The 26616-nt window shown below is 72.7% G+C and carries 22 protein-coding genes; 9 read left to right on the top strand and 13 right to left on the bottom strand.

Going from position 1 to position 26616, the window contains the following annotated elements:
* The first annotated feature begins 244 nt into the window (after positions 1–244).
* Positions 245–1153 carry a class A beta-lactamase-related serine hydrolase gene (locus HUV60_RS27875; RefSeq protein ID WP_257849933.1) on the top strand — a complete coding sequence of 303 codons (909 nt, stop codon included), beginning with the start codon at positions 245–247 and terminating at the stop codon, positions 1151–1153.
* Here HUV60_RS27875 and mycP read toward each other — a convergent pair.
* Complete coding sequence (gene mycP / locus HUV60_RS27870) at positions 1141–2331, bottom strand: type VII secretion-associated serine protease mycosin (protein WP_257849932.1); 1191 nt, start codon at positions 2329–2331, stop codon at positions 1141–1143. The two genes, HUV60_RS27875 and mycP, sit on opposite strands and share 13 nt — an antisense overlap.
* Positions 2328–4085: a hypothetical protein gene (locus tag HUV60_RS27865; RefSeq protein ID WP_257849931.1), complete on the bottom strand. Its 1758-nt coding sequence runs from the start codon at positions 4083–4085 to the stop codon at positions 2328–2330. The genes mycP and HUV60_RS27865 overlap by 4 nt, the downstream gene beginning before the upstream one ends.
* Positions 4086–4370: 285 nt before the next feature.
* Here HUV60_RS27865 and HUV60_RS27860 point away from each other — a divergent pair, with 285 nt between their 5' ends.
* Positions 4371–5573 (top strand): amino acid deaminase/aldolase, encoded by a 1203-nt coding sequence (locus HUV60_RS27860; RefSeq protein WP_257849930.1) that lies wholly within the window; start codon positions 4371–4373, stop codon positions 5571–5573.
* Here HUV60_RS27860 and HUV60_RS27855 read toward each other — a convergent pair.
* From HUV60_RS27855 to HUV60_RS27840, 4 genes are all read right to left on the bottom strand, one after another.
* Positions 5570–6490, bottom strand: a complete 921-nt coding sequence (locus tag HUV60_RS27855; protein ID WP_257850292.1) for a DUF2510 domain-containing protein — start codon at positions 6488–6490, stop codon at positions 5570–5572. The genes HUV60_RS27860 and HUV60_RS27855 overlap by 4 nt on opposite strands.
* A 232-nt stretch (positions 6491–6722) precedes the next feature.
* A complete protein-coding gene (locus HUV60_RS27850) occupies positions 6723–7517 on the bottom strand; it encodes a 3-oxoacyl-ACP reductase (RefSeq protein ID WP_257849929.1) in 795 nt (264 codons plus the stop codon).
* Positions 7514–8980, bottom strand: a complete 1467-nt coding sequence (locus HUV60_RS27845) for an aldehyde dehydrogenase family protein (RefSeq protein WP_257849928.1) — start codon at positions 8978–8980, stop codon at positions 7514–7516. The genes HUV60_RS27850 and HUV60_RS27845 overlap by 4 nt, the downstream gene beginning before the upstream one ends.
* 8 nt (positions 8981–8988) lie before the next feature.
* The gene (locus tag HUV60_RS27840; protein WP_257849927.1) at positions 8989–10362 is read right to left on the bottom strand and encodes a glutamine synthetase family protein; all 1374 of its coding nucleotides are present in this window, start codon (positions 10360–10362) and stop codon (positions 8989–8991) included.
* A 95-nt stretch (positions 10363–10457) separates the two neighbouring features.
* On the opposite strand from HUV60_RS27840, the gene HUV60_RS27835 reads away from it, so the two are divergent.
* The 3 genes from HUV60_RS27835 to HUV60_RS27825 all read left to right on the top strand — a co-directional run bounded on the left by HUV60_RS27835 (position 10458) and on the right by HUV60_RS27825 (position 13700).
* Positions 10458–11192, top strand: coding sequence for a FadR/GntR family transcriptional regulator (locus HUV60_RS27835; protein WP_257849926.1), 735 nt, complete (start codon positions 10458–10460; stop codon positions 11190–11192).
* Between the two features lie 373 nt (positions 11193–11565).
* Positions 11566–12975, top strand: coding sequence for an ethanolamine permease (gene eat, locus HUV60_RS27830; RefSeq protein ID WP_257850291.1), 1410 nt, complete (start codon positions 11566–11568; stop codon positions 12973–12975).
* Positions 12976–13007: 32 nt separating this feature from the next.
* Positions 13008–13700 carry a gamma-glutamyl-gamma-aminobutyrate hydrolase family protein gene (locus tag HUV60_RS27825; protein WP_257849925.1) on the top strand — a complete coding sequence of 231 codons (693 nt, stop codon included), beginning with the start codon at positions 13008–13010 and terminating at the stop codon, positions 13698–13700.
* A 40-nt stretch (positions 13701–13740) separates the two neighbouring features.
* Here the strand turns inward: HUV60_RS27825 and HUV60_RS27820 are convergent, their stop codons facing one another.
* From HUV60_RS27820 to HUV60_RS27795, 6 genes are all read right to left on the bottom strand, one after another.
* Positions 13741–14676: a LysR family transcriptional regulator gene (locus HUV60_RS27820; protein ID WP_257849924.1), complete on the bottom strand. Its 936-nt coding sequence runs from the start codon at positions 14674–14676 to the stop codon at positions 13741–13743.
* Between the two features lie 24 nt (positions 14677–14700).
* On the bottom strand, positions 14701–15423 hold the full coding sequence (locus tag HUV60_RS27815; protein WP_257850290.1) for a helical backbone metal receptor: 723 nt from the start codon (positions 15421–15423) through the stop codon (positions 14701–14703).
* Between the two features lie 5 nt (positions 15424–15428).
* Positions 15429–15998 carry a helix-turn-helix domain-containing protein gene (locus HUV60_RS27810; protein ID WP_257849923.1) on the bottom strand — a complete coding sequence of 190 codons (570 nt, stop codon included), beginning with the start codon at positions 15996–15998 and terminating at the stop codon, positions 15429–15431.
* Positions 15999–16511: 513 nt separating this feature from the next.
* A complete protein-coding gene (locus HUV60_RS27805; RefSeq protein ID WP_257849922.1) occupies positions 16512–19136 on the bottom strand; it encodes an ABC transporter permease/substrate binding protein in 2625 nt (874 codons plus the stop codon).
* Complete coding sequence (locus tag HUV60_RS27800; RefSeq protein WP_257849921.1) at positions 19129–20211, bottom strand: quaternary amine ABC transporter ATP-binding protein; 1083 nt, start codon at positions 20209–20211, stop codon at positions 19129–19131. Before HUV60_RS27800 ends, HUV60_RS27805 begins: the two co-directional genes overlap by 8 nt.
* Positions 20212–20258: 47 nt before the next feature.
* Positions 20259–21848 carry an IS1634 family transposase gene (locus tag HUV60_RS27795; protein WP_257849920.1) on the bottom strand — a complete coding sequence of 530 codons (1590 nt, stop codon included), beginning with the start codon at positions 21846–21848 and terminating at the stop codon, positions 20259–20261.
* A 384-nt stretch (positions 21849–22232) separates the two neighbouring features.
* Here HUV60_RS27795 and HUV60_RS27790 point away from each other — a divergent pair, with 384 nt between their 5' ends.
* The 4 genes from HUV60_RS27790 to HUV60_RS27775 all read left to right on the top strand — a co-directional run bounded on the left by HUV60_RS27790 (position 22233) and on the right by HUV60_RS27775 (position 25806).
* Positions 22233–23186, top strand: a complete 954-nt coding sequence (locus tag HUV60_RS27790; protein WP_257850289.1) for a 5'-3' exonuclease — start codon at positions 22233–22235, stop codon at positions 23184–23186.
* 55 nt (positions 23187–23241) lie between these two features.
* Positions 23242–24096, top strand: coding sequence for a siderophore-interacting protein (locus HUV60_RS27785; protein WP_257849919.1), 855 nt, complete (start codon positions 23242–23244; stop codon positions 24094–24096).
* Between the two features lie 349 nt (positions 24097–24445).
* Positions 24446–24733, top strand: a complete 288-nt coding sequence (locus HUV60_RS27780) for a hypothetical protein (protein WP_257849918.1) — start codon at positions 24446–24448, stop codon at positions 24731–24733.
* A gap of 11 nt (positions 24734–24744) precedes the next feature.
* The gene (locus HUV60_RS27775; RefSeq protein WP_257849917.1) at positions 24745–25806 is read left to right on the top strand and encodes an RluA family pseudouridine synthase; all 1062 of its coding nucleotides are present in this window, start codon (positions 24745–24747) and stop codon (positions 25804–25806) included.
* Positions 25807–26209: 403 nt separating this feature from the next.
* On the opposite strand, the gene HUV60_RS34100 is transcribed toward HUV60_RS27775, so the two are convergent.
* The gene (locus tag HUV60_RS34100; RefSeq protein WP_443047436.1) at positions 26210–26605 is read right to left on the bottom strand and encodes a hypothetical protein; all 396 of its coding nucleotides are present in this window, start codon (positions 26603–26605) and stop codon (positions 26210–26212) included.
* Positions 26606–26616: the final 11 nt, after the last annotated feature.

Here is a 26616-nt window from a genome sequence, read left to right as displayed (position 1 = left end):
GGAGATGCCACCGCGCTTGCGCGGCCCCCCAAACCGTACGGGCACGGGATTCACGGATCTCCCAGGTCCCCCCGACGAAGCTCCCTCCTCCGTCCGACGGCCCGCACGGCCAACCGCCCCGATCACCGCGGGCACGGAGTCCTCCGGAGCGCCCTGGTGCCGCCGCACCCGCCCGTCGCGCGGCTTCCCCCCGCGCACCGCACTCGTCGCGGTCGCCGTACTCGGAGGTACGGCCGCGGGCACCATGGAGGACACCACGCGGGCGTACCCGGGGACCGGCACCGTATCGTCGTCGGCGAAGCCGTCGGCCGAGGGGGAGGTATCGGTGGAACCCGTGGCGGAGCCGGACGTGGACCGGGACCGGTTACCGGCCCGCGCGCCGGCGGCGGTGTCCGTTCCGGCCGGCGCGAAGGTGTCGGTGGCGGTGTTGGACGTGGAGTCCGGGGAGAGCGCCGCCCAGGGGGACGACGCCTTCGACACGGCGAGCATCGTCAAAGTGGACATACTGGCGACGCTCCTGCTCCAGGCCCAGGACGCGGGCCGGCACCTCACCGCGGCGGAGAAGACGTGCGCCACCGCGATGATCCGCCACAGCGACAACGCCTCGGCGTCGGCGCTGTGGCGGATCATCGGCAAGGCGGAAGGACTGGACGCCGCGAACGAGCGTCTCGGACTCGCGGACACCGCGGGCGGCAACGACATGCTGTGGGGGCTGACCCGGACCACGGCCGCCGACCAGCTCACTCTGCTTCAGCAGGTCTTCGGGGACGACTCGGAACTGAGCGGGGCCTCGCGGACGTATCTCCAGGATCTGATGCAGCAGATCGCCCCCGGCCAGCACTGGGGTGTCTCGGCCGCCGCCGACGGATCCGCGTGGGCACTGAAGAACGGCTGGCTGCCACGCAGTACCACGGGGCTGTGGGACGTCAACAGCATCGGGCGGGTGACGGCCGGCGGACGCGACTGCCTGGTGGCCGTCCTGTCCAACGGCAACGCGACGCAGGCGACGGGCATCGCGCTGGTCGAGGCGGCGGCCAGGGCAGCGGTCGCGGAGTTCACCGGCGGCCGCACCGCGGCCTCGGCCTCCGGTCGGGGGCTGTCCGGCGGATCGAGCCCCGCCTGCGTCGACAGGAGCCGTGATCAGTGCACCTGAACGCCGTCGTCGTGCCGCGCCTCGCGGCGGCCGCGCCACAGCACGACCGTGGCGACCAGGAGGACGCCGCCCGCGCCGCCCGCGAGGGGGGCGGCCCAGTCGGAAGTGCCGGTGTCGGACTCGGCGGTACCCGGTCCGGGGCCGAAGTACCGCTCGCCGTGGGCCGCCGACTCCAGGTTCCCGGGCTTCAGGCGGGCAGCGGCCTCGATGGCGGCGGCCGGGTCGACGAAACCGAAGCCGCGGGAGTCGTCACGGCCGTCGGCGGGGGCGTTGCGGGCGGTGTCCTCCAGGAGCTTCTTGAGCTGGGCCGGGGTCAGTCCGGGGTGGGCCGCCTTGATCAGGGCGACGGCTCCGGAGACGAACGCGGCGGCGGCGCTGGTGCCCCAGCCTTCGTAGTACTTGCGGTCGGGGTCGGCGATGATCACGTCGACGCCGGGCGCGCTGACCGTGGCGTACCAGCGCCGGGTGGAGAAGGGGGCGCGGGTGCCGTAGCGGTCGACGGCGGTGACGGCGATGACGCCCGGGTAGGCGGCCGGGTAGGAGACGCGGTCGCCCTTCTCGCCGCCGTTCCCGGCGGAGGCGACGACGGCCACACCCTTGCGGAGGGCGTACTGGATGGCCTCGTCCTCTCCGGACTCGGGGTGTGCGGAGGCGGAGTCGTCGCCGAGGGAGAGGTTGATGACGTCGGCGCCGTGGTCGGCGGCCCAGCGGATGCCTTCGGCGAGGGCGTTGCCGCGGGTGCTGCGGGCCTCGGCGCGGGAGGGGTCGCCGTCCTCCAGGATCACGCGGACGGGGAGGATCCTCGCCTCGGGCGCGATGCCCAGGACGCCTTCGCCGTTCCCGGCGCCGTGTCCGTGACCTGCGATGATGCCGGCCATGGCGGTGCCGTGCCGGGCCCAGGCGCGGTCGCCTGCCTCGGCGCCGAAGCCGACCAGGTCCTTGCCGGCCAGGACGTTGCCGTCGAGGTCGGGGTGCTCGGCGTCGACCCCGGTGTCCAGGACGGCGACGGTGACACCCGCACCCTGCGTGGTGCGCCAGGCCTCGTCGGTGTGCAGGGCGTCCAGGCCCCACTGCCTGTCGCGGATGCTGTCGGCGTACGCGGCGGTGGCGGGGAGCAGGGCGAGGCCGGCGGCCAGCAGGACGCTCAGGGTCGCGGTCCGGGCGGTCGCGGGCCTCATGACGGCTGCTCCGTGGTCGTACCGATGTTCTTGCGCAGGCCGCGTTCGACCCGGTCGGCGAGGCCCCGCGCCTCGTGGCCGAGGCCTGCCTGGGCGGGGGCGGTGGTGGCGCCGGACTCCATGGCGTCCTCGGCGGGCAGGGGGGTGTCGACGCCGCGGCCGTCGGCCCAGCCGGACACGGTGTAGACGACGACGGGGGCGTCGGTGAGGACGGAGATCGCCCAGGCGGCACGCTGTCCGGCGCCGAAGCCGGCGGCCGCGGTGCCCTTCGCCGCGTACGGGCGGGGCATCAGGTCGGTACGGCGGTCCAGGCGCTCCTTGTCGAACCGGTCGGCGAGGGAGGCCATCGCGACGGCGTCGGCCTGGGTGAACAGCAGGCCGACGGTGGTGACATGGCTCTGGGTGACGTCGGTGTAGGTGGCGCGCAGCAGCCGTTCGCAACCGGCGGGAGCGAGCAGCTTGCGCAGCAGCGGATCGAAGGCGTCCTCGCAGCCGCTGTCCGGGGCCACCGCTATCCGGGTCCAGACCCGGTCGGCGTCGCCGGGGCCGGCTCCCTTGCCCTGGAGGGTGGGCGGGAAGAGTTCGTCGACCGGGACGTTGTGCCACATGCTTCCGGCGACGGCGAAGCCGCTGCTTGCCTCCGTCTCGCCGGAGTCCCCGGCGAGCCAGCTCCCGGCGGCGGCACCGCCGATGAGGCCCACGCCGAGAACGAGACAGACCGCGGCGGCCACGGCCTGGGAGCGGACCCGCCGTCCGAGCGGGTGCGGCCGGCCGTTCTCGTCGTACCCCTCGGGCCGCGCGAACGTCACGACCGGCCGGCCGGGGCCGGAGGCACCGCCGGGTGCCACGGGAGGGCTCCAGGAGAACGCGGGGTCGGGGGTGCCCGGGCCGAGGTGCGCGACTGTGGCCCGCCCGGAGCCGTACGACTCCTCGGCACCCGGACGCGGAGCCGGAACCCATGCGCCGTCCCGCTCCGCACGGAGCGGGGGCGCGGCCGGCCGGGAGGGGACGACCGGGGGTCGCGTGACCGGGGGGACGGTCGGCTGTGCCGGTGCGGATGCCCGTACGGGGGCCGGGCCCGGACGGGTCGTCGTCTCCGGCGGGTTCTTGGGGCGCGCGTCGGTACGGAGGGTGTCCGTGTGGACCGCGGCGGGGCGCTGCTGCCGGCCGGGGCGGTCGGGTCCGTGCGCGGGCTGCGGTGGCACGGTGGCCGGACCGTTCGGCGAGGTGGCCGGGGACGGTGTCCCGCGGCCCACGGCGGGCGGGGTGTCCGGAAAGCGGGCGGACGCCCTCGGCGGGGGCGGTGCCGCTCCGTCCGTACCCCTACCCGCACCTGTACCCGCCGGTCCGCCCTGGCCGCTCCGACCGCCGGCGCCGAAACCCGGGAAGGAGGGCCGGGGCGGTGAGGACGCCGGGGAAGAGAGGGCGGGCACGGGTGCGTCCCCCGCGTCGCCCTCCGCTCCGCCGGTGTCGGCGGACGGTGACGCGGCCGGCCGGCGCACGTCGAACGCGCCGGTTCCGCCGGAGGTCCGTCCCTTGGGCTGCACCGGCGCGGTGCCGTTGGTCCCGTTCGCCGCTCCCCCGGTGGGCGTCGTGCCGGAGGTCCCGCGCGGACCGGTGCCGGTGCCCGGCCGCCACCGGTCCGGCTCGTGGGTGTCGTCGGCCGGCGGGTGGGGCGGGCGCGGGGGCGTGGACGGCGGCGGAGGGGTCGCGGGGCGGGGAGGGTGGGGGGCGCGCTGCGCTTCCGTGCTCATGCACCCCCCGTTTCCTCGTGCCCGGACCGTTTCCTCGTGCCCGGACCGTTTCCTCGCCGCGGGCCGGTGTCTGCCGCCGGACCCGGTACGAAGCCGTCCCGGGCACAGATACCCGCACGGGAGGAGCATCATCCCGGCACGGGCCTTTGCCCGGCGTGGGCCGCCGGACGTGCGCGTCACTCTACGGCGTGACACCGGCCGAACGGGAACCAGTCCGCAGGCCCGCGGCATCTGCCCGGAACGTCCCCCTACCCCTGCGGCAAACCCTTCTGGCAGGCTGCGTCCATGACTGTGCGCGCCTCCGACCGGGCCCGTTACGACCAGGCCACCGCCCACCTCGACGCCCCGCTCGCGATCGCCGATCTGGACGCCTTCGACGCCAACGCGGACGATCTGCTGCGCCGGGCCGGCGGGAAGCCGGTGCGGGTGGCCAGCAAGTCCGTGCGCTGCCGCGTCCTGCTCGAACGGGTGCTCGCCAGGGACGGCTTCGCGGGCATCATGTCGTTCACCCTTGCCGAGTCCCTGTGGCTGGCCCGCTCCGGTTTCGACGACATCCTGCTCGCCTACCCCTCCGCCGACCGCTCCGGTTACGCCGAACTGGCCGCCGATCCCAAGCTCGCCGCCGCCGTCACCGTCATGGTCGACGACCCGGCGCAGCTGGACCTGATCGACGCCGCGCGCGCAGGGGGCGGGGAGGTGGTGCGGGTCTGTCTGGAGCTGGACACCTCGCTGAGGCTGCTCGGCGGACGGGTGCGGATCGGCGCCCGGCGTTCCCCGCTCCGCTCCCCCGCGCAGGTCGCCGAGTCGGCCCGCGCGGTGGCCCGGCGCCCCGGGTTCGAGGTCGTGGGGATCATGGCGTACGAGGGTCATGTCGCGGGGGTCGGAGACGCGGTGGCCGGGCAGCCGCTGCGGTCCCGGGCCGTACGGCTGATGCAGGCCGCCGCCCGGCGGGAGATCGCCGCGCGGCGAGCGGCGGTGGTGCGGGCGGTACGGGAGGTCGTGCCGGGTCTGGAGTTCGTCAACGGCGGTGGCACGGGCAGTGTGCAGTACACCGCCGAGGAGGACGCGGTCACCGAGATCGCGGCGGGTTCGGGGCTGTACGTACCGCGACTGTTCGACAACTACACGTCGTTCACCGGGCGTCCGGCGGCGCTCTTCGCCCTGCCCGTCGTACGGCGGCCGGGCGTGGGCGTGGTGACGGTGCTCGGCGGCGGTTATCCGGCGTCCGGCGCGGCCGGCACCGACCGGCTGCCGGTGCCGTACCTGCCCGAGGGGCTGCGCTACGACCCGCAGGAGGGACCCGGCGAGGTCCAGACACCGCTGCTGGGCTCGCCGGCCGACGATCTACTGATCGGCGACAAGGTGTGGTTCCGGCATGCCAAGGCGGGCGAGCTGTGCGAACGGTTCGACGCCCTGCGGCTGGTCGAGGGCGGCGCGGTGACGGACACCGTACCGACGTACCGCGGCGAGGGCATGACTTTCCTTTAGCCCGCCCCGGCTGGCGGGGCCCGGTCCGCCGCGGGTCGGGGGATGGGGCCGACGCTGTTGCCCACACCGCCGCCCGGGTCAGCGCCGCCGACCGCGCGGATGCCCTTGGTGATGCGGTCCATGTCGGCCGGGGGCGGTGCGCCGTCGCCCGCTTCGAACACGTAGCGGACGACGATCGGGGCCCCGGTGCCGACGGTGGAGGGGAAGACCAGCGACTGCACGTACCCGCCGGGGCCCTTGCCGGTCGTCACCCGCCAGCGGACGTAGTACCCGGCGCGGCCCGCCACCGCGACCGGGCCGGACTTCAGGACCGTGTGGGACTCGATACCGCCGTAGGGGCTCTGGTCGAGGGCGTCCTCCTCGAAGGCGTCCTCGGCCGCGTCAAGGATGTCCTCCTCGGCGAGCAGTTCGGGCGAGGTCTCGTCGGTCGCGGTCACCGTGCGGGAGATGACGAGGCCGTGACGGCAGACGCTGCCCTCGCCGGGGCAGTCGTGGATGCCGGAAGTGGTCATGACGACGTCGTCCTGGCTGACGTTCTTTGGCCGGACCCAGCCGTCGAGGAGCGGGAAGGTGACGCCGTTGAGCTGGTCCTCGACGATGTCCGGGTCGTCGGCGGAGGGCTCGGACGCCGATACGGAGGCGGACGGCGCGGGGCCGCCGTCGTCCGGTGAGAGGGCGGAGGGCGCGGCGGACGAGCCGGTCCTGGTCCCCGGGTCGCCGCCGTCGTCGCCCAGCAGCACCGCGCCGGTGACGATCGCGGCGACGAGCACGGCCGCCGCCGTGACGAGGGCGACCGTCCGGGCACGGCCGCCGGGGGCCTCCGGGATGCGCCGGTGCTCGGTCCAGGCCGTGCCGTCCCACCGGCGTTCCAGGTGCGGGGCATGCGGGTCGGGGTACCAGCCGGGTGCGGGCTTCATGCTCATCCGAGCACTTTAGGACGAGGACCGGCGAAGCCCGCCTCCGTCCTCACAACTCGTCCGCGCCCGGGACGGGTTGCCGTCCCGGGCGCGGGCGGCGGCGTCCGCGTCGGGTGGTGGCGAAAGGTGCGCGCGGGGCGGCGGACGGCAGGCGGCGCGCGACGACGGGCCCGGCGGCACGCGCGGCGTGCGCCGGGCCCGGAACGGCGGCATCCGTGGCGGACGACGGGGCCTAGGTGACTGGTGTGACGTACGCCCCCGAGATGCCGCCGTCGACGAGGAAGTCGGTGGCGTTGACGAAGGAGGAGTCGTCGCTGGCCAGGAAGGCGACGGCGGCGGCGATCTCCTCGGCCTCGGCGAACCGGCCGAGCGGGATGTGCACGAGCCGGCGGGCGGCGCGCTCCGGATCCTTGGCGAACAGTTCCCGCAGCAGCGGGGTGTTGACCGGGCCGGGGCACAGCGCGTTGACGCGGATGCCCTCGCGGGCGAACTGCACGCCGAGTTCGCGGGACATGGCGAGGACGCCGCCCTTGGACGCGGTGTAGGAGATCTGGCTGGTCGCCGCGCCCATCCGGGCCACGAAGGACGCGGTGTTGATGATGGAGCCCTTGCCCTGGCGGCGCATGTAGGGGATCGCTGCCTTGCAGCACAGGTAGACGGAGGTGAGGTTGACCTCCTGGACGCGCTTCCAGGCGTCGAGTCCGGTCTCCAGGATGGAGTCGTCGTCGGGCGGGGAGATACCGGCGTTGTTGAAGGCGACGTCGACGCTGCCGTAGGTGTCGTGGGCGGCTGCGAAGAGGGCCTCGACCTGCTCGGAGTCGGTGACGTCGACGTGCACGAAGACGCCGCCGGTCTCCTCGGCGGTCGCCCTGCCGCGCGCCTCGTCCACGTCGCCGCAGACGACGTGGGCGCCCTCGGAGGCGAGCCGACGGGCGGTGGCCAGGCCGATGCCGCTGCCCGCTCCGGTGACGACGGCGGTGCGGCCGGCCAGGCGGCGGCAGATGATGTCCTCGGTCGCTTCGCTCACTGTGCGGGGCCCTCCGTGCCTTCGGTGCTCTCGGTGCTTGATGTGCTCGCGCTGCTCGCCGTACCTTCGGTGCTGATGAAGACGTTCTTGGTCCCGGTGAAGGCGGCCAGGGCGTCGGGGCCGAGTTCACGGCCGAGGCCGGACTGCTTGAACCCCCCGAAAGGCGTCGAGTAGCGGACGCTGGAGTGGGAGTTGACGGACAGGTTCCCGGCGCGGACGGCGCCCGAGACCCGCAGGGCACGGCCGACGTCCCGGGTCCAGACCGAGCCGGACAGGCCGTACTCGGTGGCATTGGCCAGGCGGATCGCATCGGCCTCGTCCTCGAAGGGCAGCACGACGGCGACGGGCCCGAAGACCTCCTCGACGGCCACGCGCGCGTGCGGGTCGACACCGGTGAGGACGGTGGGCGGGAACCAGAAGCCCGGGCCGCCCTCGGGGGCCTTGCCGCGGATTTTGTCGGCGTCGTCGGGGACGTAGGAGCGGACGCGGTCCAGCTGGGCCCGGGAGATCAGCGGGCCCATGTCGGTCCGCTCGCCGGCCGGGTCGCCGACGACGACGGACTCGATCGCGGGGGCGAGAAGGCCGAGGAAGCGGTCGTACGCCGAGCGCTGGACGAGGATGCGGGTGCGGGCGCAGCAGTCCTGGCCGGCGTTGTCCAGGAAGGACATGGGGGCGGTGGCCGCGGCGGCTTCGAGATCGGCGTCGGCGAAGACGATGTTGGGGCTCTTGCCGCCGAGTTCGAGGGTGACCGGCTTGAGCAGTGCCGCGCCCTTGGCCGCCACCCGCCGGCCCACGGCCGTCGAGCCGGTGAACACGATCTTGGCGACGCCGGGGTGCTCGACGAGCGCGTCGCCGGCGACCGGCCCATGGCCGGGCAGCACCTGGAACAGCCCTTCGGGCAGACCCGCCTCCAGGCCGAGCCGGGCCAGGCGCAGCGCGGTGAGCGGGGTCGTCTCGGCGGGTTTGAGGAGGACCGCGTTGCCTGCCGCGAGGGCCGGTACCGCGCCCCAGGCCGCGATCGGCATCGGGAAGTTCCAGGGCGCGATGACGCCGACGACGCCGAGCGGTTCGAGGAACGTGACGTCCAGGCCGCCGGCGGCCGGGATCTGCCGGCCGGTGAGCCGCTCCACCCCCCCGGCGGCGTAGTCGAGCAAATCCCGGACGTTTCCGGCCTCCCAGCGGGCGTTGCCGAGGGTGTGCCCGGCCTCCCGGACCTCGAGGCGGGCCAGTTCCTCCAGGTGCTCGTCGACGGTGGCGGCGAACCGGCGCAGCAGCCGGGCGCGGTCGCCGGGGCCCAGGGCGGCCCAGGTCGTCTGCGCCCGCGCGGCCGCTGTGACGGCGGCGTCGACGTCGGCCGCGGAGGCGGCGGGGACGGTGGCGACGGTCTCTTCGGTGGCGGGGTTCAGTACGTGCAGCTCGGCGGTCAGCGACACGTCGGCGGGCAGTGCGTCGGGCAGCGGCAACGGGGGCCTCACATGCGTTCGAAGGAGCGGCGCAGCTCCCAGTCGGTGACCGCGGCGTCGTAGGCGTCCACCTCGACGCGCGCCATGTTGAGGTAGTGCGCGACGACCTCGTCGCCGAAGGCCGCCTTCGCGATGCTGCTGTTCTCCCACAGTTCGGCGGCTTCCCGCAGGGTCGTCGGAACGCGCTCGAAGCCGGCGGCGTAGGCGTTGCCCGGACAGGGCTCGGGCAGTTCAAGACCGTGCTCGACGCCGTACAGCCCGGCCGCGACCATGCCCGCCACGGCGAGATGCGGGTTGACGTCACCGCCGGGCAGCCGGTTCTCGAAGCGCAGGGAACGGCCGTGGCCGACGACGCGCAGGGCACAAGTGCGGTTGTCGTGCCCCCAGGCGACGGCGGTCGGCGCGAACGAGCCCGGCTGGAACCGCTTGTAGGAGTTGATGTGCGGGGCGTAGAGCAGGGAGAACTCACGGAGCACGACGAGCTGTCCGGCGAGGAAGTGCCGCATGACGTCCGACATGGAGTCGGGGTCCTGCGCTGAACCCGGCATGGCGCTGGTGGTGCCGTCGAGGCCGGCGAGGGAGAGGTGGATGTGGCAGGAGTTGCCCTCGCGTTCGTTGTACTTGGCCATGAAGGTGATCGACACGCCCTCCTGGGCGGCGATCTCCTTGGCGCCGGTCTTGTAGACGGCGTGCTGGTCGCAGGTGACCAGGGCCTCGTCGTAGCGGAAGGCGATTTCGTGCTGGCCGGGGTTGCACTCGCCCTTGGCGGACTCGACGGTGAGGCCGGCGGCGGCCATCTCGTTGCGGATGCGGCGCAGCAGGGGTTCGATCCGGCCGGTGCCGAGCACCGAGTAGTCGACGTTGTACTGGTTGGCCGGGGTGAGCCCGCGGTAGCCGGCGTCCCAGGCCTGCTCGTAGGTGTCCCGGAAGACGATGAACTCCAGCTCGGTGCCGACCTGGGCGGTGTACCCGAGTGCGGCCAGGCGCTCCAGCTGGCGGCGCAGTATCTGGCGGGGGGCGGCGACGACCGGGGAGCCGTCGGCCCAGGCCAGGTCGGCCACGACCAGGGCGGTGCCCTCGTTCCACGGCACGCGGCGGAGCGTGTCGAGGTCGGGGAACATGGCGAAGTCACCGTAGCCGCGCTCCCAGGAGGACATGGCGTAGCCGTCGACGGTGTTCATGTCGGCGTCGACGGCCAGCAGGTAGTTGCAGCCCTCGGTGCCGTGCCGGAGCACCTCGTCGAGGAAGAAGCGCGCGGCGAACCGCTTGCCCTGGAGCCTCCCCTGCATGTCGGGGAAGGCCAGGACGACCGTGTCGATCTCACCGCCCGCGACGAGGGCGTGCAGTTCCTCGACACCGAGCGGGGGCGTGGGGTCTGGCACGGGAGAGCCTCCTCGGGCTTCTTCGGACTTCTTCGGTCAGCCAGGAGTCATAAGGTATTGCTGAGAACCATTGCTTGGGAAGGGGGCACGGCCGCATGTCGGAGGAAGAGGACGGCGCGCTCGGTGACGGTCTCGCGCCGGTGCTGCGGCCGGTGCGCGCGGGCAACGGCTTCGAGGAGGCGCTGGAGCAGATCCTGCAGGTGGTGCGGCTGGGTCTGGTGCCGGGCGGGGAGCGGCTGCCGGCCGAGCGGGAGCTGGCGGAGCGGCTGGGGATCAGCCGGGTGACGCTGCGCGAGGTGCTGAAGGTGCTCCAGGACCAGGGCCTCGTGGAGCCCCGGCGCGGCAGGTACGGCGGCACGTTCGTGCTGTCCCGGCCGACGGACGCGGGCGGGACCGAACTGCGGCGGCGGATCGCCGAGGTCGACATCGAGGACGTACTGCGGTTCCGGGAGGTGCTGGAGGTCGGCGCGGCGGGTCTGTGCGCCGACCACGGTCTGTCGGACGCGCGGGCGGCGCGGCTCCGTGGGGCGCTGAGGGGCACACGGGACGCCCCGCTGGCCGGGTACCGCCGCCTGGACACGCTGTTCCACCTCACGCTGGCGGAGCTGTCCGGCTCGCCGACGCTGACCGCGCAGTACGCGGCCGTACGGGCGACGGTGAACGACCTGCTGGACTGCATCCCCCTGCTGGTGCGCAATCTGGAGCACTCGCAGCGACAGCACACCATGCTGGCCGAGGCGGTGCTGGACGGGGACGCGGACGGGGCGCGGGAGATCGCGCGCGAGCACTGCGCGGGGACGGCGGCACTGCTGCGGGGTTTCCTGGCGTGACACCCGGGTGACGGGGCGGTGACGCCGGCGGCCCGGGCGCGGGGCGCGCCACGCGGGCCGGCGCGGGGCTCCGGTGCAGGTGCGGCGGGTGCGGCGGGTGCGGGCGGGCTTCGGCAGGGGCCCTGGACGCGAGGGCCCCGTACGGGGCTTCGTACACGGGTCCGGTGCGAGGGTCTTGCGTCCCGCCGGCCACGCCGGGAGGGTATGGGCCCACAAAGGTCTGGATCCGCTCCATTGCCCGCTTCCTCGTCACCGCCCCCTGGGGAGTCACCCCGTGAGCCTTCCGCCACCACCGTCCTCTCCCTCACCGTCCTCTCCCTCGCCGTCGTCCTCCTCACCGCCCACCGGGGGCGCGGACCACGGCACCGGCGGTGTGCCGGACGACTATCTGGACCGCAGGAAGCTGCGCCGCGGCAGCGCCGGCTGGATGCTGCTGACCGGTCTCGGCGTCGCGTACGTCGTGTCCGGCGACTACTCGGGCTGGAACTTCGGCCTGGCCGAAGGCGGTTTCGGCGGTCTGGCGATCGCCATGGTGCTCATGGGCACCCTGTACGTCTGCATGGTCTTCGCGCTCGCCGAGCTGTCCTCGGTCCTGCCCACCGCCGGCGGCGGCTACGGCTTCGCCCGCCGGGCGCTCGGCCCCTGGGGCGGTTTCCTCACCGGCACCGCCATCCTGATCGAGTACGTCCTCGCACCCGCCGCGATCTCCATCTTCATCGGTGACTACGTCGAGTCGCTGGGCCTGTTCGGCCTCGAGTCCGGCTGGCCGGTCTACCTCGCCTGCTTCGTGGTCTTCATCGGCATCCACCTGTGGGGCGTCGGCGAGGCGCTGCGGTTCAGCTTCGTCGTCACCGGGATCGCCGTGGCCGCCCTGATCGTCTTCGCGCTGGGCGCGCTGCCCTCGTTCGACGCGTCCTCGCTCGACGACATCCCGGTGGACGCGTCGTCCTTCGGCGCGAACTCCTGGCTGCCGATGGGTCTGCTCGGCATCTGGGCGGCGTTCCCGTTCGGCATGTGGTTCTTCCTGGGCGTCGAGGGCGTACCGCTCGCCGCCGAGGAGACCAGGGACCCCGCCAGGACGCTGCCGAAGGCGATCCGCTGGTCCATGGGCATCCTCGTGGTCCTGGCGGTGGTCACCTTCTTCGCCGCGGCCGGGGCGCGTGGCTCGGCCGCCGTGCAGGACGCGGGCAACCCGCTGGTGGAGGCGCTCCAGCCGGACGGTGAGGCGACCGTGCTCAGCCGGATCGTGAACTACGCGGGGCTCGCCGGCCTGGTGGCGTCGTTCTTCTCGCTGATCTACGCCGGGTCCCGTCAGCTGTTCGCGCTGTCCCGTGCGGGCTATCTGCCGAGGTTCCTGTCCCTCACCAACCGCCGCAGGGCCCCGTACCTCGGACTGCTGGTGCCCGGCGCGATCGGCTTCGCGCTGGCCGCCGGCACGGGCAACGGCGCGCGCATGCTGAACGTCGCCGTCTTCGGCGCGACCATCTCCTACGCGCTGATGTCCCTGTCGCACATCGTGCTGCGCCGCCGCGAACCGGAGCTGCCGCGGCCGTACCCTACGCCGGGCGGGGTGCTGACCTCGTCGGTCGCGCTGGTGCTCGCCTGTGCGGCGCTGGCGGCGACCTTCCTGGTCGATGTGACGGCTGCGTTCATCGCGCTGGCGGTGTACATCGTGGCCGTGGCGTACTTCGGCCTGTACAGCCGCAGGCATCTGGTGGCGAGGGCACCGGAGGAGGAGTTCGCGGCGCTGGCGGCGGCCGAGGCGGAGTTGTCCCGGGGCTGACCGGACCGGCGTCGGAGACAGAGGAGCAGAGCATGACGGCCAGGCCGCTGATCGGCATCAGCACGTACGAGGAGTCCGGGGTCCGGTGGGGCGCGTGGCAGATGGACGCCGCGCTGTTGCCCATCGGGTATCCGCGGCTCGTGCAGCGGGCCGGCGGACTGGCCGCGATGCTCCCGCCGGACGCGCCCGAGCAGGCCGCCGCGACGGTGGCCCGGCTCGACGGGCTGGTCGTCGCGGGCGGGGCCGACGTGGAGCCGGTCCGCTACGGCGCCGAGCCCGACCCGCGCACCGGGCCGCCCGACCGTGCCCGGGACACCTGGGAACTCGCCCTGATCCGAGCGGCGCTGGACCGCCGCGTTCCGCTGCTCGGGATCTGCCGGGGCCTGCAGTTGCTGAACGTGGCCCTGGGCGGCACCCTCGTCCAGCACCTCGACGGCCACCGGGGGGTGCTGCCGGGGGTCTTCGGCCGGCACCCGGTCAAGCCGGTGCCGGGCACGCGGTACGCCGACGCCGTCCCGGAGGAGACGTCCGTACCGGCCTTCCACCACCAGGCGGTGGACCGTCTCGGCGAGGGCCTGGTCCCGTCGGCGTACGCGGCGGACGGGACCGTGGAGGCGGTCGAACTCCCGACGGGTGCATGGGTCCTGGGCGTGCAGTGGCATCCGGAGATGGACGAGGACCTGCGGGTGGTACGCCATCTGGTCCAGGCGGCCACCCCACCGTGACCCCTTCCGCGCGGCACCCGGTGCCCGGCGCGCCGGGTGCTCAGCCTCGGGTCAGGGCCAACAGGTCACGGGCCGGGCCCGTGGGGCGGTGGCCGGTGGGCCAGACCGCGCGCAGGTCGCGGGCCAGGGCGATGCCGTCCACGGGGACGCGGATGAGGCGGCGCATCGCCAGCTCCTCCCCCACGGCCAGTTCGCTGAGGACGGCCGGGCCCGCGCCGCTCACCGCGGCGGCCTTCACCGCGGTCGTGGAGGACAGTTCGATCAGCGGGCGGGCCAGGCCGCCCAGCGCGGTGTCCAGGACCTGCCGGGTGCCGGAGCCCTTCTCGCGCAGGATGAGCGGGGTGGTCGCCAGCTCCTCGGCGGCGAGCGGGCGACGGCGGCGGGCCCAGGCATGGGACGGCGCCGTCACCACGATCAGCCGGTCGTGGGCGATCACCACGGAGTCCAGGCCCGTCGGCACGGTCAGCCCCTCGACGAAGCCCACGTCCGCCTCGTCCGTGAGCAGCCGCTCCGCGACCGTCGCGGAGTTCCCGGCCAGCAGGGACACCGCCGTGTCCGGCCGCTGCGCACGCAGCGCGAGCAGCCAGCCCGGCAGCAGGTACTCGGCGATCGTCATGCTCGCTGCCACCCGCAGCCGTGAGTCCCTGCGGTCCCGCAGTGCCTGCGCGCCGGCGTCGAAGGCCTCCGCGGCCTCCACGATCCGCCGTGCCCAGTCGGTGACGAGCGCTCCGGCGTCGGTCAGGCGCGATCCGCGCGGTGAGCGGTCCACCAGCGCCACGCCGAGCTGCCGCTCCATGGACCGGACGCGGCTGCTGGCCGCGGGCTGGGTGATGCCCAGCTCGCGCGCCGCGCCGCCCAGGCTCCCGACCCGCGCCACCGCCAGCAGCAGCTCCAGCGCCCCGAGGTCCGGCACCCGGTGGGCCAGGGTCCCCGTGGTCACAGGCCGCTGTCCCGCGTGGTCGTCCGTCGTACTCATCACGCCAGCCTATGCCGCGCGGTGCTATCGGCGGTCTGCCGCTCGCAGTTCCCGGGGCAGCACCGCCGCCGCCTCGGCCAGCGACGGCCCGTACCAGGTGAGGTGCCGGCCGCCGACCAGGGCACAGGGCAGTCCGGGAAAGGCATCGGGGCCGTCGTCGGCGGTGAAGCGGTACGGCTCGTCGGGCAGCACGACGAGGTCCGGGGTCTTCGCGCGCAACGCGTCCAGGGGTACGCGGGGATAGCGTTCCGGATGTCCTGCGTACAGGTGGTCGATGCCGAGGCGGGACAGCAGGTCGCCGGCGAAGGTGTCGCGGCCCAGCACCATCCAGGGCCGCCGCCAGACCGGCACGACCGCGGTCCGGCGGGCCGCCGGGGCTGCCACGGCCTCCCAGGCGGCTTCGGCGTCGTCCAGCCATCGGGTGCGGGTGCTCACGCCGCACGCCGTGAGCACCCTTGCCAGCTCGCCGAAGGCCTGGGGCAGCGTCCGTACCTTTGTCACCAGGACCTCGAGGCCCGCCGCGCGCAGGCCGTCGAGGTCGGGGGCGCGGTTCTCCTCCTCGTTGGCGATCACCAGATCGGGGGCGAGGGCGGTGATCCGGCCGACCTCCGGGTTCTTCGTGCCGCCGATCCGTACCACGTCCAGTCCGGCGGGATGCGTGCACCAGTCGGTGGCGCCGACCAGGGTACCGGGAGCGGACAGCGCCACGGCCTCGGTGAGGGACGGGACGAGGGAGACGATCCGCACGGAACTCACCGGCGGGGCTTGTCCCGGACCGCCTCGATGTGCTCGGCGACGGCGACGACGACCAGCCGGGTCTCCGCGACCGCGGCCCGCCACCGGTGCCGGACGCCTCCGGTGAGGTACAGGGTGTCGCCGCGGCCGAGGCGGTAGGCGCGGCCTTCCGCCTCGACCTCCACGGCACCGTCCGCGACGTACATCAACTGGTCGTTGCGGAAATGGAATTCACGCCCGGCGTCGTGGTCGCCGGTGAACTCGGAGGCGTGCATCTGGTGATGGCCCCGTACCAGGGACCGGACACGAGGTTCCGGCAACTGCTCGGTGCCCTCCGCGCGGACGACGTCGACACTGCACGCCGGGTCGGCGGCGGCGAGGAGTTCCACGGCGGTGGTGCGCAGGGCGTCGGCGACCTTCTCCAGGGAACTCTGGCTGGGGCGCGCGCGCTCGTTCTCGATCTGGCTCAGGAACGGGACAGACAGGCCGCTGCGCTGGGCCACGACGGCGAGCGTGAGATCGAGCGTGCGACGGCGCCGCCGCACGGCCGCGCCCACGCGCAGTGGCTGTTCTTTGTGGTCGCCCATCGCTTCGGCGCCCTCCTTCGCCTGTCGTCCCGTGCCTGTGCCCGCATCCGTGCCCCGTGGTCCCGGCGCACTCCTCCTGTTGGGTTGTCTGCACCCTACGCATGTTCGGCAGACCGTTCAGGCGTCTGTCACGTCGTCGTCCCGCGGGACCGCACACAACCCGCAGTTCACGCCAGCCGATGCGCGAGCCCTCCGGTGCGCCGTGCGCAGGACGCAGGGTGTTTCCGCCATTGTCCCCCGAAGAGGGGCGGGAGGTCACGGCGAAGGCCCGGAGGTTCGGGGTGGGCATAGCACTGTGTGATTGGCCGGATTCCTACCGTGTTCCCGTTCGGTGTGCGCCCGTTGTGACGCTGCGCCCGTTACGGGCCGCGCGCCCCGTCCGCTTCGGGCGTACATGCCCCGAGGGGCGGGCCCGGCCCCGCTGTCAGGTGCGGGGCCGGGCCCGCCCCTCGGGAAGCGAGCGGTGCCGGTGATCGCCGCGGTGACCGGTGATCGCCGCGGTGACCTCGGGCGTCACTGCGGGGTCATGCGTCCCACCACGTCCGGGTGCTCCTCGAGCCAGGCGGCGACGGCTGCCTCCTCCTTGCCCTGGCCGCGGTCCTTGATCTCCTTCTCGAGCGTGCCGAGCTCGTCCTCACTCATCCTGAAACCCTTGATCCACTTGGTGAGTTCGGGGTACTGCCCGGGAAACGCCTTCTTCGCGATGGTGCGGATGGTGTTGCCCTCGCCGAAGAGCTTCTTGTCGTCCTTCAGCTTGGTCAGCTCGTACTCGCTGTACGACCAGTGCGGGGACCAGAGGGTGACCGCGATCGGCTCCTTCTTGGAGTAGGCGCGCTTGAGCTCGGCCAGCATCGCCGGCGTGGAGCCGTCGACGACCTTGTACTCCTCGTCCAGGCCGTATCCCGGCAGGACCTTGTTCTTGAGCAGGTCCATCTCGCCGGTACCCGGTTCGATGCCGACGATCCGCCCGTCGAAGAGGTCCGCCTTGCCCTTGAGGTCCTCGAGGGACTTGACGTCCTTGACGTACGAGGGGACGGAGACCTCCAGCGAGGTCGGCTCGTACCAGGTGCCGAGGTCGACCAGTCTGTCCTTGCTCTGGTCCCAGAAGTTCTTCTGGGCATACGGCAGCCAGGCGTCGAAGTTGAGGTCGATGTCCCCACCGGCGAGGCCGGTGTAGACCGGGCCGACCTCCATCTGCTTCAGGTTCATCCTGTAGCCGCGCCGCTCGAGGACGTTCTTCCACAGGTAGGTGATCGCGATGTCCTCCTCCCAGGGGAACCACGCGACGGTCAGCGGGCGCTTCGCCTCGGCCGGGGTGGCGGCGGAACCGGACTTCACCGGGGCCAGCTTGTCGACGACGTCCGGGTTGTCCTTGAGCCACGCGCGGACGGCGTCCTGCTGCCTGCCCTTGCCGGCCCTGTTGATCCCGGCCTCCAGGCTGGTGAGTTCCTCCTCGCTCATCGAGAAGTCCTTCAGCCACTGGCCGGCGGTGGGGTTCTCGGCGGTGAAGCCCTTGCGCCCCAGGGTGTGCACGGCGTCACCCTCGCCCCAGGCGCCCTTGGGGTCCTTGAGCTTCTTCAGGTCGTAGTCGCTGTACGCCCAGTGCGGCGACCAGAGCGTGACGACGACCGGTTCCTGCTTGCCGTAGGCGCGCTTGAGCTCGGCCAGCATCGCCGGCGTGGAGCTGTCGACGACCTTGTACTCCTCGTCCAGGCCGTATCCCGGCAGGACCCTGTCCTTGAGCAGGCCCATCATGCCGGCGCTGGACTCGATGCCGGTGATCTTCCCGTCGAAGGTGTCGGCTCTGCCCTCGAGGTCCTCGAGGGAGTCGAAGTCCTCCATGTAGGCGGGCACGGCGAGTTCGAGCGTCGTCTCCTCGTACCAGGTGCCGAGGTCCTCGAGCTTGCCGCCGTACTTCTTCCAGTACTCGGCGTGGGTGGTGGGCAGCCACGAGTCCGTCTGGAAGTCGATGTCGCCCTGCGCGAGCGCGGTGTAGAGCGGGCCGGCGTCGAACTGCGTGGCCTCGACCTCGAAGCCGCGCCGCTCGAGGACCTCCTTCCACAGGAAGGTGGAGGCGACGCCCTCGTCCCAGGGGATGTAACCGATGGAGATCTTCTTGCCGTTGCCGACGTTCCCGGCGTCGGCAACGGTGTCGGTACCGCCGCTCTTGCCACTGCCGCCGAAGACGCCCATGCCGCCGGCCACCAGGGCCAGGACGACGACACCGATCACGGCGACCTGCGGGCGGGGCCGGTAGGACCAGATCTTCAGTCCCTGGGCGGCGCGGGCCCTGGCGGCGGCGCGACGGCCGAGCGGGGACACCTGGGTGCCCAGGGCACTGGTCATGCGGTCGAGATAGATCGCCAGGATGACGATGGCGAGGCCGGACTCGGCACCGAGACCGATGTTGAGCTGGCCGATGGCCTCGATGACCGCACCGCCGAGGCCGCCGGTGCCGACCATGCCGGCGATCGCGGCCATGGACAGACCGAGCATGATCACCTGGTTGACGCCCGCCATCACAGTGGGCAGCGCCAGCGGCAGCTGGACGCGCAGCAGCGTGTTGCGGGGCGTGGTGCCGAACGCCTCGGCCGCCTCCACGAGGTCCTTGTCGACCTGGCGGATGCCCAGCTCGGTCATGCGCACGCCGGGGGCAAGCGCGAAGATCAGGGTGGCGACGATGCCGGGGGCGGGGCCCGTCCCGAAGAAGAGGATCGCCGGGATGAGGTAGATCATCGCGGGCAGCGTCTGCATGAAGTCCAGGACCGGCCGCACCAGGGCGCTGACCCGGTCCGAGCGTGCCGCCCAGATACCTACGGGCACTCCGATGACCAGCGCGATGAGGGTGGCCACGAGGACCAGTGACAGCGTCACCATCGAGTCCGCCCACAGTTCCATGGAATCGATGAAGGCGAATCCCAGGAAGGTGAGGACACCGGCAAGGGTGCCGCGCAGCCAGAAGGCGATCACCGCGAAGATACCGGCGAGCAGCAGCGGCTCGGGGGCCTGGAGGACGGCGTTGACGCCGTCGTAGGCACCGGTGAAGACGGCCTTGAAGAAGTCGAACAGCCAGGTCACGTTGGCGAGCAGCCAGTCGACACCGCTGTTGACCCATTCGCCGAGCGGGATCCTAGGCACGGGCCATCACCTTCTCGCCCTCGCCGCGCGGGGAGTCGCAGGTACCGGGGGCACCCTCCTCGTCACCGATGGAACCGACGAGCCGCTGCCGGGGCACGACGCCGATGACCGTGCCCTCGCCGTCGAGGACCGCCACGGGGTGCGCCGCACGGGCACTCATCGCGCACAGGTCGGTGAACGGCGTCTGCGCCGTCGCGGTCTCGCACGTGCAGTCGGCCTCGTCGCCGCGCACCTCGCGCTCCATCACGGCGCCGGCGGTCAGCACCCGGGAGCGGTCGACGTCCTGGGTGAAGGAGGCGACGTAGTCGTTGGCCGGGCGGATCAGGATGTCCTGCGCGGTGCCGATCTGCACGATACGGCCGTCGCGCATCACCGCGATGCGGTCACCCAGGCGCATGGCCTCGTTGAGGTCGTGCGTGATGAAGACGATCGTCTTCTTCAGCTTCTTCTGCAGCTCCACCAGCTGGTCCTGCATGTCGCGGCGGATCAGCGGGTCGAGCGCGCTGAAGGACTCGTCCATCAGCAACAGGTCGGCGTCGGTCGCGAGCGCGCGGGCGAGGCCCACACGCTGCTGCATGCCGCCGGAGAGCTCGTCGGGCCAGGACCGCTCCCAGCCGGCCAGGCCACACAGGGCGAGCGCCTCGTCGGCGCGGCGTTCGCGCTCGGCGCGGGGCACGCCCTGCACTTCAAGACCGTAGGCGGCGTTCTCACGAACGCTGCGGTGCGGGAACAGCGCGAAGTGCTGGAAGACCATGCTGATCTTCCTGGAGCGGACCGCGCGCAGCTCGCGGTCGGACAGCGCGGTGAGGTCCTCGCCGTCGAAGCGCACCACTCCGGCGGTCGGCTCCGACAGGCCGTTCAGCATGCGCAGCAGAGTGGACTTGCCGGAACCGGACAGGCCCATCACGACGAAGATCTCGCCGGGCTCCACGGCGAACGAGGCGTCGATGACGGCTGCCGTCGTGCCGCGGGCACGTAACTCCTCACGGTCGGTCTCGTTCTGGCGCAGTCTCTCGACCGCCTGGCCCGGTCGTCTGCCGAACGCCTTGTAGAGGTGTTCGGCCTCTAGCCCCATCCTCCGCACGTCACTGGTCTGAGTGACGTCTGTCGGGCTGGCGCTGGTCAGGACAGGTTGATTTCCAGCAGGTCGAGGAGGTGCAGCTGCACGCCGCGGGTGATGTGGAGTACTTGGGGCGTGCAGTTGCCGGGGCTGGTGGCCAGGTCGAGTTCACCGAGGTGGTAGAAGATCATGCGGGCGGTGGGGCGTTCGCGGCGGTTGTCCGGGTAGAGGCCGGTCATCCTGCCGTCCGGGCTGCCATCGCGTTCCAGGGCTCGGCGTACCTGTCGTTCGATCAGGCTGTAGACCAGCAGGGCGAGCATGAGTACGTGCAGCAGCGCGGCGATGCGTTTGTTGCCGTGGAGGAAGAGCGGCGCGACGGCCAGGGGGCCCTTGAGTTCGCTGTAGCGGCGCTCGACCTGGGGCTGGCCCTTGTAGGCCAGGAACACCGCGGCGGCGTCGGCTTTGATGGGGTCCTGGTTGGTGATCAGTGCGTACCAGCCGTCGGCGTTGGCCTGGATGTCGAGCACGTCCTGGTCGAAGTGCCAGGTGAGGGCGGGTTTCCCGTCGGGGCCGTCGGTGATGTGGGTGCGCAGGCAGTCGGTGACGCGCCGCTTGGCGGCGATCACCCCGATCTTCGCGGAGACCTTGTCGCGGGTCGGGTAGTAGCGACTGCCGGCCAGCCGCGCGAGCTTGTCCAGGTCTTCACGGGCCTTGGAAAGGCGTTTGTCGCGGGCCTTGGCCTGCGCGAGGGCGTTGCCGGCGCTGTGGACCAGGATGCGGCGCACGGTGATCGGCGGGTCGCTTCTGCGTTTGCCGGTCAGGGTGTGGGTGTCTTCCAGGACCCGGTAGTCGGGGCGGTCCATGGTGGGGCGGTCGGCCACCCGCACCGGGACGTAGTCGACTCGCTCCGCGGTGGCGGGGTCGAGGGCGGCGAACACCGCCGTGTCGGTGGCCGAGGCCGCGAGCGGTGCGATGAACTCGACCTGCGCGCCGGACAGCGCGGTGAGGTTGTCGTAGGAGACCAGTTTGCTGTCCCCGATCATCAGGAAGCGCTTGACGGCGGCGGTCTTCTGGAACCGCGCCATCGCCGAGACCACCTGGGTGATCTCGCCGCTCTGGCCGGAGACCGCGGTGGCCAGCAGGGGGATGGCCCCGTCCGCGCTGATCCCCAGGCCGGCCTGGATCTGCTTGAGGTCCACCCGCCGGTCCTTCGGGTGCCCGTAGGCGACCGTGGGATAGTCCGGGTCCTGGTCTTCGGGGTCGAAGGCCCCGGTCAGCGACATCGAGGTCATGTCCCAGTGCAAGGTGGCGGTGTCGATCCCGAACTCGCAGATCGCCCGGGCGGCGATCGATCCGGTGATCTCGTCCAGGTGCGGGGCGATCGCGTCCAGGGCGCGGCCGAGCCGGTCGTCGTTGAGCAGCCCGGGATCGAGCTCCATGACCTCCTTGACCGCCCAGGTCCGGGCCCAGTCCTCCACACGGACCAAAGGCCGGGGGCTGGTGAGCCGGTTGGCGACCAGGGCCTCGATCACCTCGCCGTGCGTGGCCAGCGCCAGATCCCGCACCGGACACAGCCCATCGACGGTATCGGCCACCCGCAGTCGATGCAGAAACTCCGCGACCACGGGCAGAGCGCCCAGACGCTTGGTCACCACCTGCGTCACCACCGCACGCATGCGCAGCGGGCCACGCTCACGCCGGACAGCGACACGGCGGGCAGGAGGCGGAGTCATCAACATGCTCAGACAACACCGACACCCCGCCCACCGTTACGGCCCACCAGCGGATTCAACCGATACCGCTACGCGCGGAGGATGGGTCTAGCCTGGATGACACGCGTACCTCTTGTCTCGACGGCAATGAAGAGGAGTTGAACTCGCAACGGGCATCGCTCCGGGGCCGCGCCTCCCCCCTTTCGTCCACCCCAAACACAATCGTGTCCTGCGTCACATCCAAGCCGTGTCGTGCCGTGCGCGGCGCGTGACGGGCCGGTGCTGCCGGGCGGCTGCCGGGCCCTGTCGGTGGCGTACGGCATGATGCGGAGCGTGACCGGACGACTGATGCTCCTCGATACCGCTTCTCTTTACTTCCGGGCCTACTTCGGCGTCCCGGACTCCGTCAGGGCCCCGGACGGCTCGCCGGTGAACGCCGTGCGCGGGCTGCTCGACTTCATCGACCGCCTGGTCAAGGACCATCACCCGGACGAGCTGGTGGCCTGTATGGACGCCGACTGGCGCCCGGCGTGGCGGGTGGAACTGATCCCCTCCTACAAGGCGCACCGCGTGGCCGGGGAGCGCCCGTCGGGCCCCGACGAGGAGAAGGTGCCCGACACTCTGTCTCCGCAGGTGCCGGTCATCGAGGCCGTGCTGGACGCCGTCGGTATCGCGCGCGTGGGCGTCGCCGCGTACGAGGCGGACGACGTGATCGGCACGTTCACGGCGCGGGCGCGCGGCCCGGTGGACATCGTCACCGGGGACCGTGACCTGTACCAACTGGTGGACGACGCGCGCGGGGTGCGGGTGCTGTATCCGCTCAGGGGCGTCGGCACGCTCCAGATCACCGACGAGGCCGTGCTGCGCGAGAGGTACGGGGTGGGCGGCCCGGGGTACGTGGATCTGGCCCTGCTGCGGGGCGACCCGAGCGACGGCCTGCCGGGCGTACCGGGAGTGGGTGAGAAGACGGCCGCCAAGCTGCTGGCCGAGTTCGGCGACCTGGCCGGGATTCTGGCGGCGGTCGACGATCCGCAGGCCAGGCTCACCCCGACCCAGCGAAGGCGCCTCACCGAGGCGGGCCCGTATCTGGCGGTCGCCCCGAAGGTCGTGCGGGTCGCGGACGACGTCCCGATCCCGGAGGTCGACACGGCTCTGCCGCGGATGCCGCGCGACCCGGAGGCCGTACGGGAACTGGCGGCCCGCTGGGGTCTGGGCGGCTCCCTGGAGCGGCTGCTGACCACCCTCGCACGGGAGGAACACCGCCGGTGCGCCGGGTGATCAGGGAACGGGAGTGTTAACTTAGGTATACCTAACCGAGTGACAGGGAGACCCCATGGCACAGCGACCGGGACGCCAGCCGCGCAAGCCCCACTCCGGGCAGGTGCTCCGCACCGAGCGGCTGACCCCGCACATGCAGCGGGTGGTGCTGGGCGGTGAGGGCCTGGCCGACTTCACGGCGGACACCTGCACCGATCACTATGTGAAGCTGCTGTTCCCCGCCGAGGGCGTCACCTACCCCGAGCCGTTCGACATGCAGCGGATCCGCGAGGAGTTCCCGCGCGACCAGTGGCCGGTGACCCGGACGTACACCGTGCGCCACTGGGACGCCGGGCAGCTCGAGCTGACGCTGGACTTCGTGATCCACGGTGACGAAGGGCTGGCAGGCCCCTGGGCCCGGCGGGTCCTGCCGGGCGAGACCGTGTTCTTCCTCGGCCCCGGCGGCGCCTACGCCCCCGACCCTGGCGCCGACTGGCATCTGCTGGTGGGCGACGAGAGCGCGCTGCCCGCGATCGCCCGGTCGCTGGAGGCCCTGCCGAGCGGGGCCAGGGCGTATGCCTTCGTGGAGGTCGAGGGGTCCCGGGAGGAGCAGAAGATCGACTCCGAGGTGGCGGTCACCTGGCTGCACCGGGGGGATCGTCCGGTCGGCGAGGCTCTGGTGGAGGCCGTGCAGGACCTGGAGTTCCCCGAGGGCCGGGTGCATGCCTTCGTCCACGGCGAGGCGCACTTCGTCAAGGAGCTGCGCCATCTGCTGCGGGTCGAGCGGCAGATCGCGCGCGAGGACCTCTCGGTCTCCGGCTACTGGCGGCGCGGCCACAACGAGGACGGCTGGCAGGCCTCGAAGCAGGAGTGGAACGCACGGGTCGAGGCGGAGCAGGAGCAGCCGGAGTCGGCGGCCGCGGCCGGATGAGCCGTCGCCGGGCAGCCACCGAGTCACCCCTGGACCGCATCTGAGGCGCGGCCACAACGAGGACGGCTGGCAGGCCTCGAAGCAGGAGTGGAACGCACGGGTCGAGGCGGAGCAGGAGCAGCCGGAGTCGGCGGCCGCGGCCGGATGAGCCGTCGCCGGGCAGCCACCGAGTCACCCCTGGACCGCATCTGAGTCGTCCTCGGACCACCACTGATCCGCTGCCCCGCCCGAGCCGGCATCCCGGCCGGCACACGTGACGGCGCCGGTCGGGTGAACCCCGGCCCCCGCGCCGCGGCGGGCGGCGTGGCGCGGTGTCCCGCCCCCGCCCGTTGCCCGAGGATCCGGGCGCGTGACAGTCACCTTCGAAGAACTCGTGGCCAAGCAGCGTGCGGCGGACGAGGCGCATGTGCGCGTGCGCCATCTGCGGAAGACGTACGGATCTCCCACGGGCACCAAGTGGAGCAGCAGGCAGACCACCACATGGGAGACGGCCTGGCGGGCCTGGCGCGACCTCGCCCGTGACGTCCAGGTGGCGGTGAGCGAGTTCGCGCGGGCCGAGGGAAAAACGCGCCATGCGGTCGAGGCCGAGGTCAGGCGGGTGGTGCGGCATGAGGAACAGGGCGGGGCGGAAGCGTAGCCTCGACCTTCGTGACCCGCAGACGCAGGACCGTCCCGCCCTCCCCGCTGCCGCAGCGCGACGGTGTGGACCCGGTGCGGGTGCGGCTGCCCGGCGCGGGGGCGTGGGCCACCGTGCGGGACCATCTCGTGGCCCGGCTCCCGGCCGGCTCCGGTGTCGTCGACGCCATGTTCGACGCGGGACTGATCGTGGGCGCGGACGGGCGGCCCGTGCCGGCCGACGCCCCCTGTGTGCCAGGACTGTTCGTGTGGTTCCACCGGGAGCTGCCGGCCGAGGTGCCGGTGCCGTTCCCGCTGGAGATCGTGTACCGGGACGAGCACATCGTCGTCGCCGACAAGCCCCACTTCCTGGCCACCACCCCGCGCGGCAGCCATGTCGCCGAGACCGCGCTGGCCCGGCTGCGCCGCGAGCTGGATATCCCGCTGCTGGGCGCCGCGCACCGTCTCGACCGGCTCACCGCCGGGCTGGTGCTGTTCACCGTGCGGCCGGAGGAGCGGGGCGCGTACCAGACGCTGTTCCGCGACCGGCTGATCCACAAGGAGTACGAGGCCGTCGCGCCCCACGATCCGGCGCTCACCCTGCCCCGGACCGTGCGCAGCCGGATCGTGAAGGAGCATGGAGTGCTGGCCGCCCGCGAGGTCGAGGGCGAGCCGAACGCGCTCAGCCGGGTCGAGCTCCTGGTCCACCGGGCCGACGGCCTCGCCCGGTACCGGCTGGTGCCCGGCACCGGGCAGACCCATCAGCTGCGGGTACACATGAACGCCCTGGGCGTGCCGATCCTCGGCGACCCCCTGTATCCGGAGGTGACCGGCCCCGTCCCGGCCGGTGACTTCCGGCACCCTTTGCAACTGCTCGCGCGGGCATTGGAGTTCACCGACCCGGTGACGGGGGCACGGCACCGGTTGCGCAGTGGCCGGACGCTCACGGCGTGGACGTCGTACGAGGACTGGGCCGCGGACGACCGTGCCGACGGCGACCGCGCTCCAGACGGCCGGACCGCCGAGGCGCGGACCACCACGGCCCGGTCCGCTGCTCACGGGCCGCCCTCAGCCCCCCTCGCCTCTGGCCAGTAGCCGCGCCACCAGCGCAGGAAGCGCTGCCAGACGCCCGGCGCGGGCCGGTTCCGCAGGGCCGGCGGCGGCCGGTGGTTCGGCCGACCGGGTTGCCGACTCTGGACCCGGCCGTGACTCCGGTGTCCCGTCCGGCTCCACGGGCCGCGGGGCGGGGACGTCGTGGTGCCCGAACGGATCGGGGCGGGTGGTGGACGGCGGTGCCGGCTCCCCCGGTGCGGAGCTGCCGACGTGCCAGTCGCGGCGCGGGGCCGTCGGCTGGGCGTCGTGGTTCGGCCGCTCGGTGATGTCCTGCGGCGGCCTGGGCGTGAACCGACCGGCAGCTCGCCCAGATGACGTGAGGCGATCGGCTCGGTGTGGCGCAGATCCTCGGCGTCGACGTCGAGTTCGAGGTCGGACAGCCGCATCAGCAGCACGTCGACGCCGGTCTCGGCGATGGCACGCCCGATGTCCTGCCCGGGGCACTCGCGCGGACCGCCGCTGAAGGCCAGGTGGGAGCGGTTGCCCTGCAGGTGGGCGGTCGGGTCCGGGCGTACCCGCAGGTCCACGTTGACCGGGCCGGGGCGAGCAGCAGTCCGTCGCCCCGGCGGATGCGCCGGCCGCCGAGTTCCGTCTCCTGTTTGGCGAAGTAGGCGAAGATGGTGCTGAACGGCGGCTCGCACCACAGCAGTTGCTCCACGGCCTCCGGCACGGTCATCTGGCCGGCGTTGAGCTGGGCCCGGAAGCGCGGAGCGACGAGCACCGTCCGCAGCACGTTGGCGAGGAGGTTGGCGGTCGACTCGTAGGCGGCGATGAGCACCACCCGCAGGTGCT

This window comes from Streptomyces sp. KMM 9044 (genome assembly GCF_024701375.2).
GTDB lineage: Bacteria > Actinomycetota > Actinomycetes > Streptomycetales > Streptomycetaceae > Streptomyces.
The sequence above is the reverse complement of the archived record's forward strand: the minus strand, read 5'-3'. Positions and strand labels throughout refer to the sequence as shown.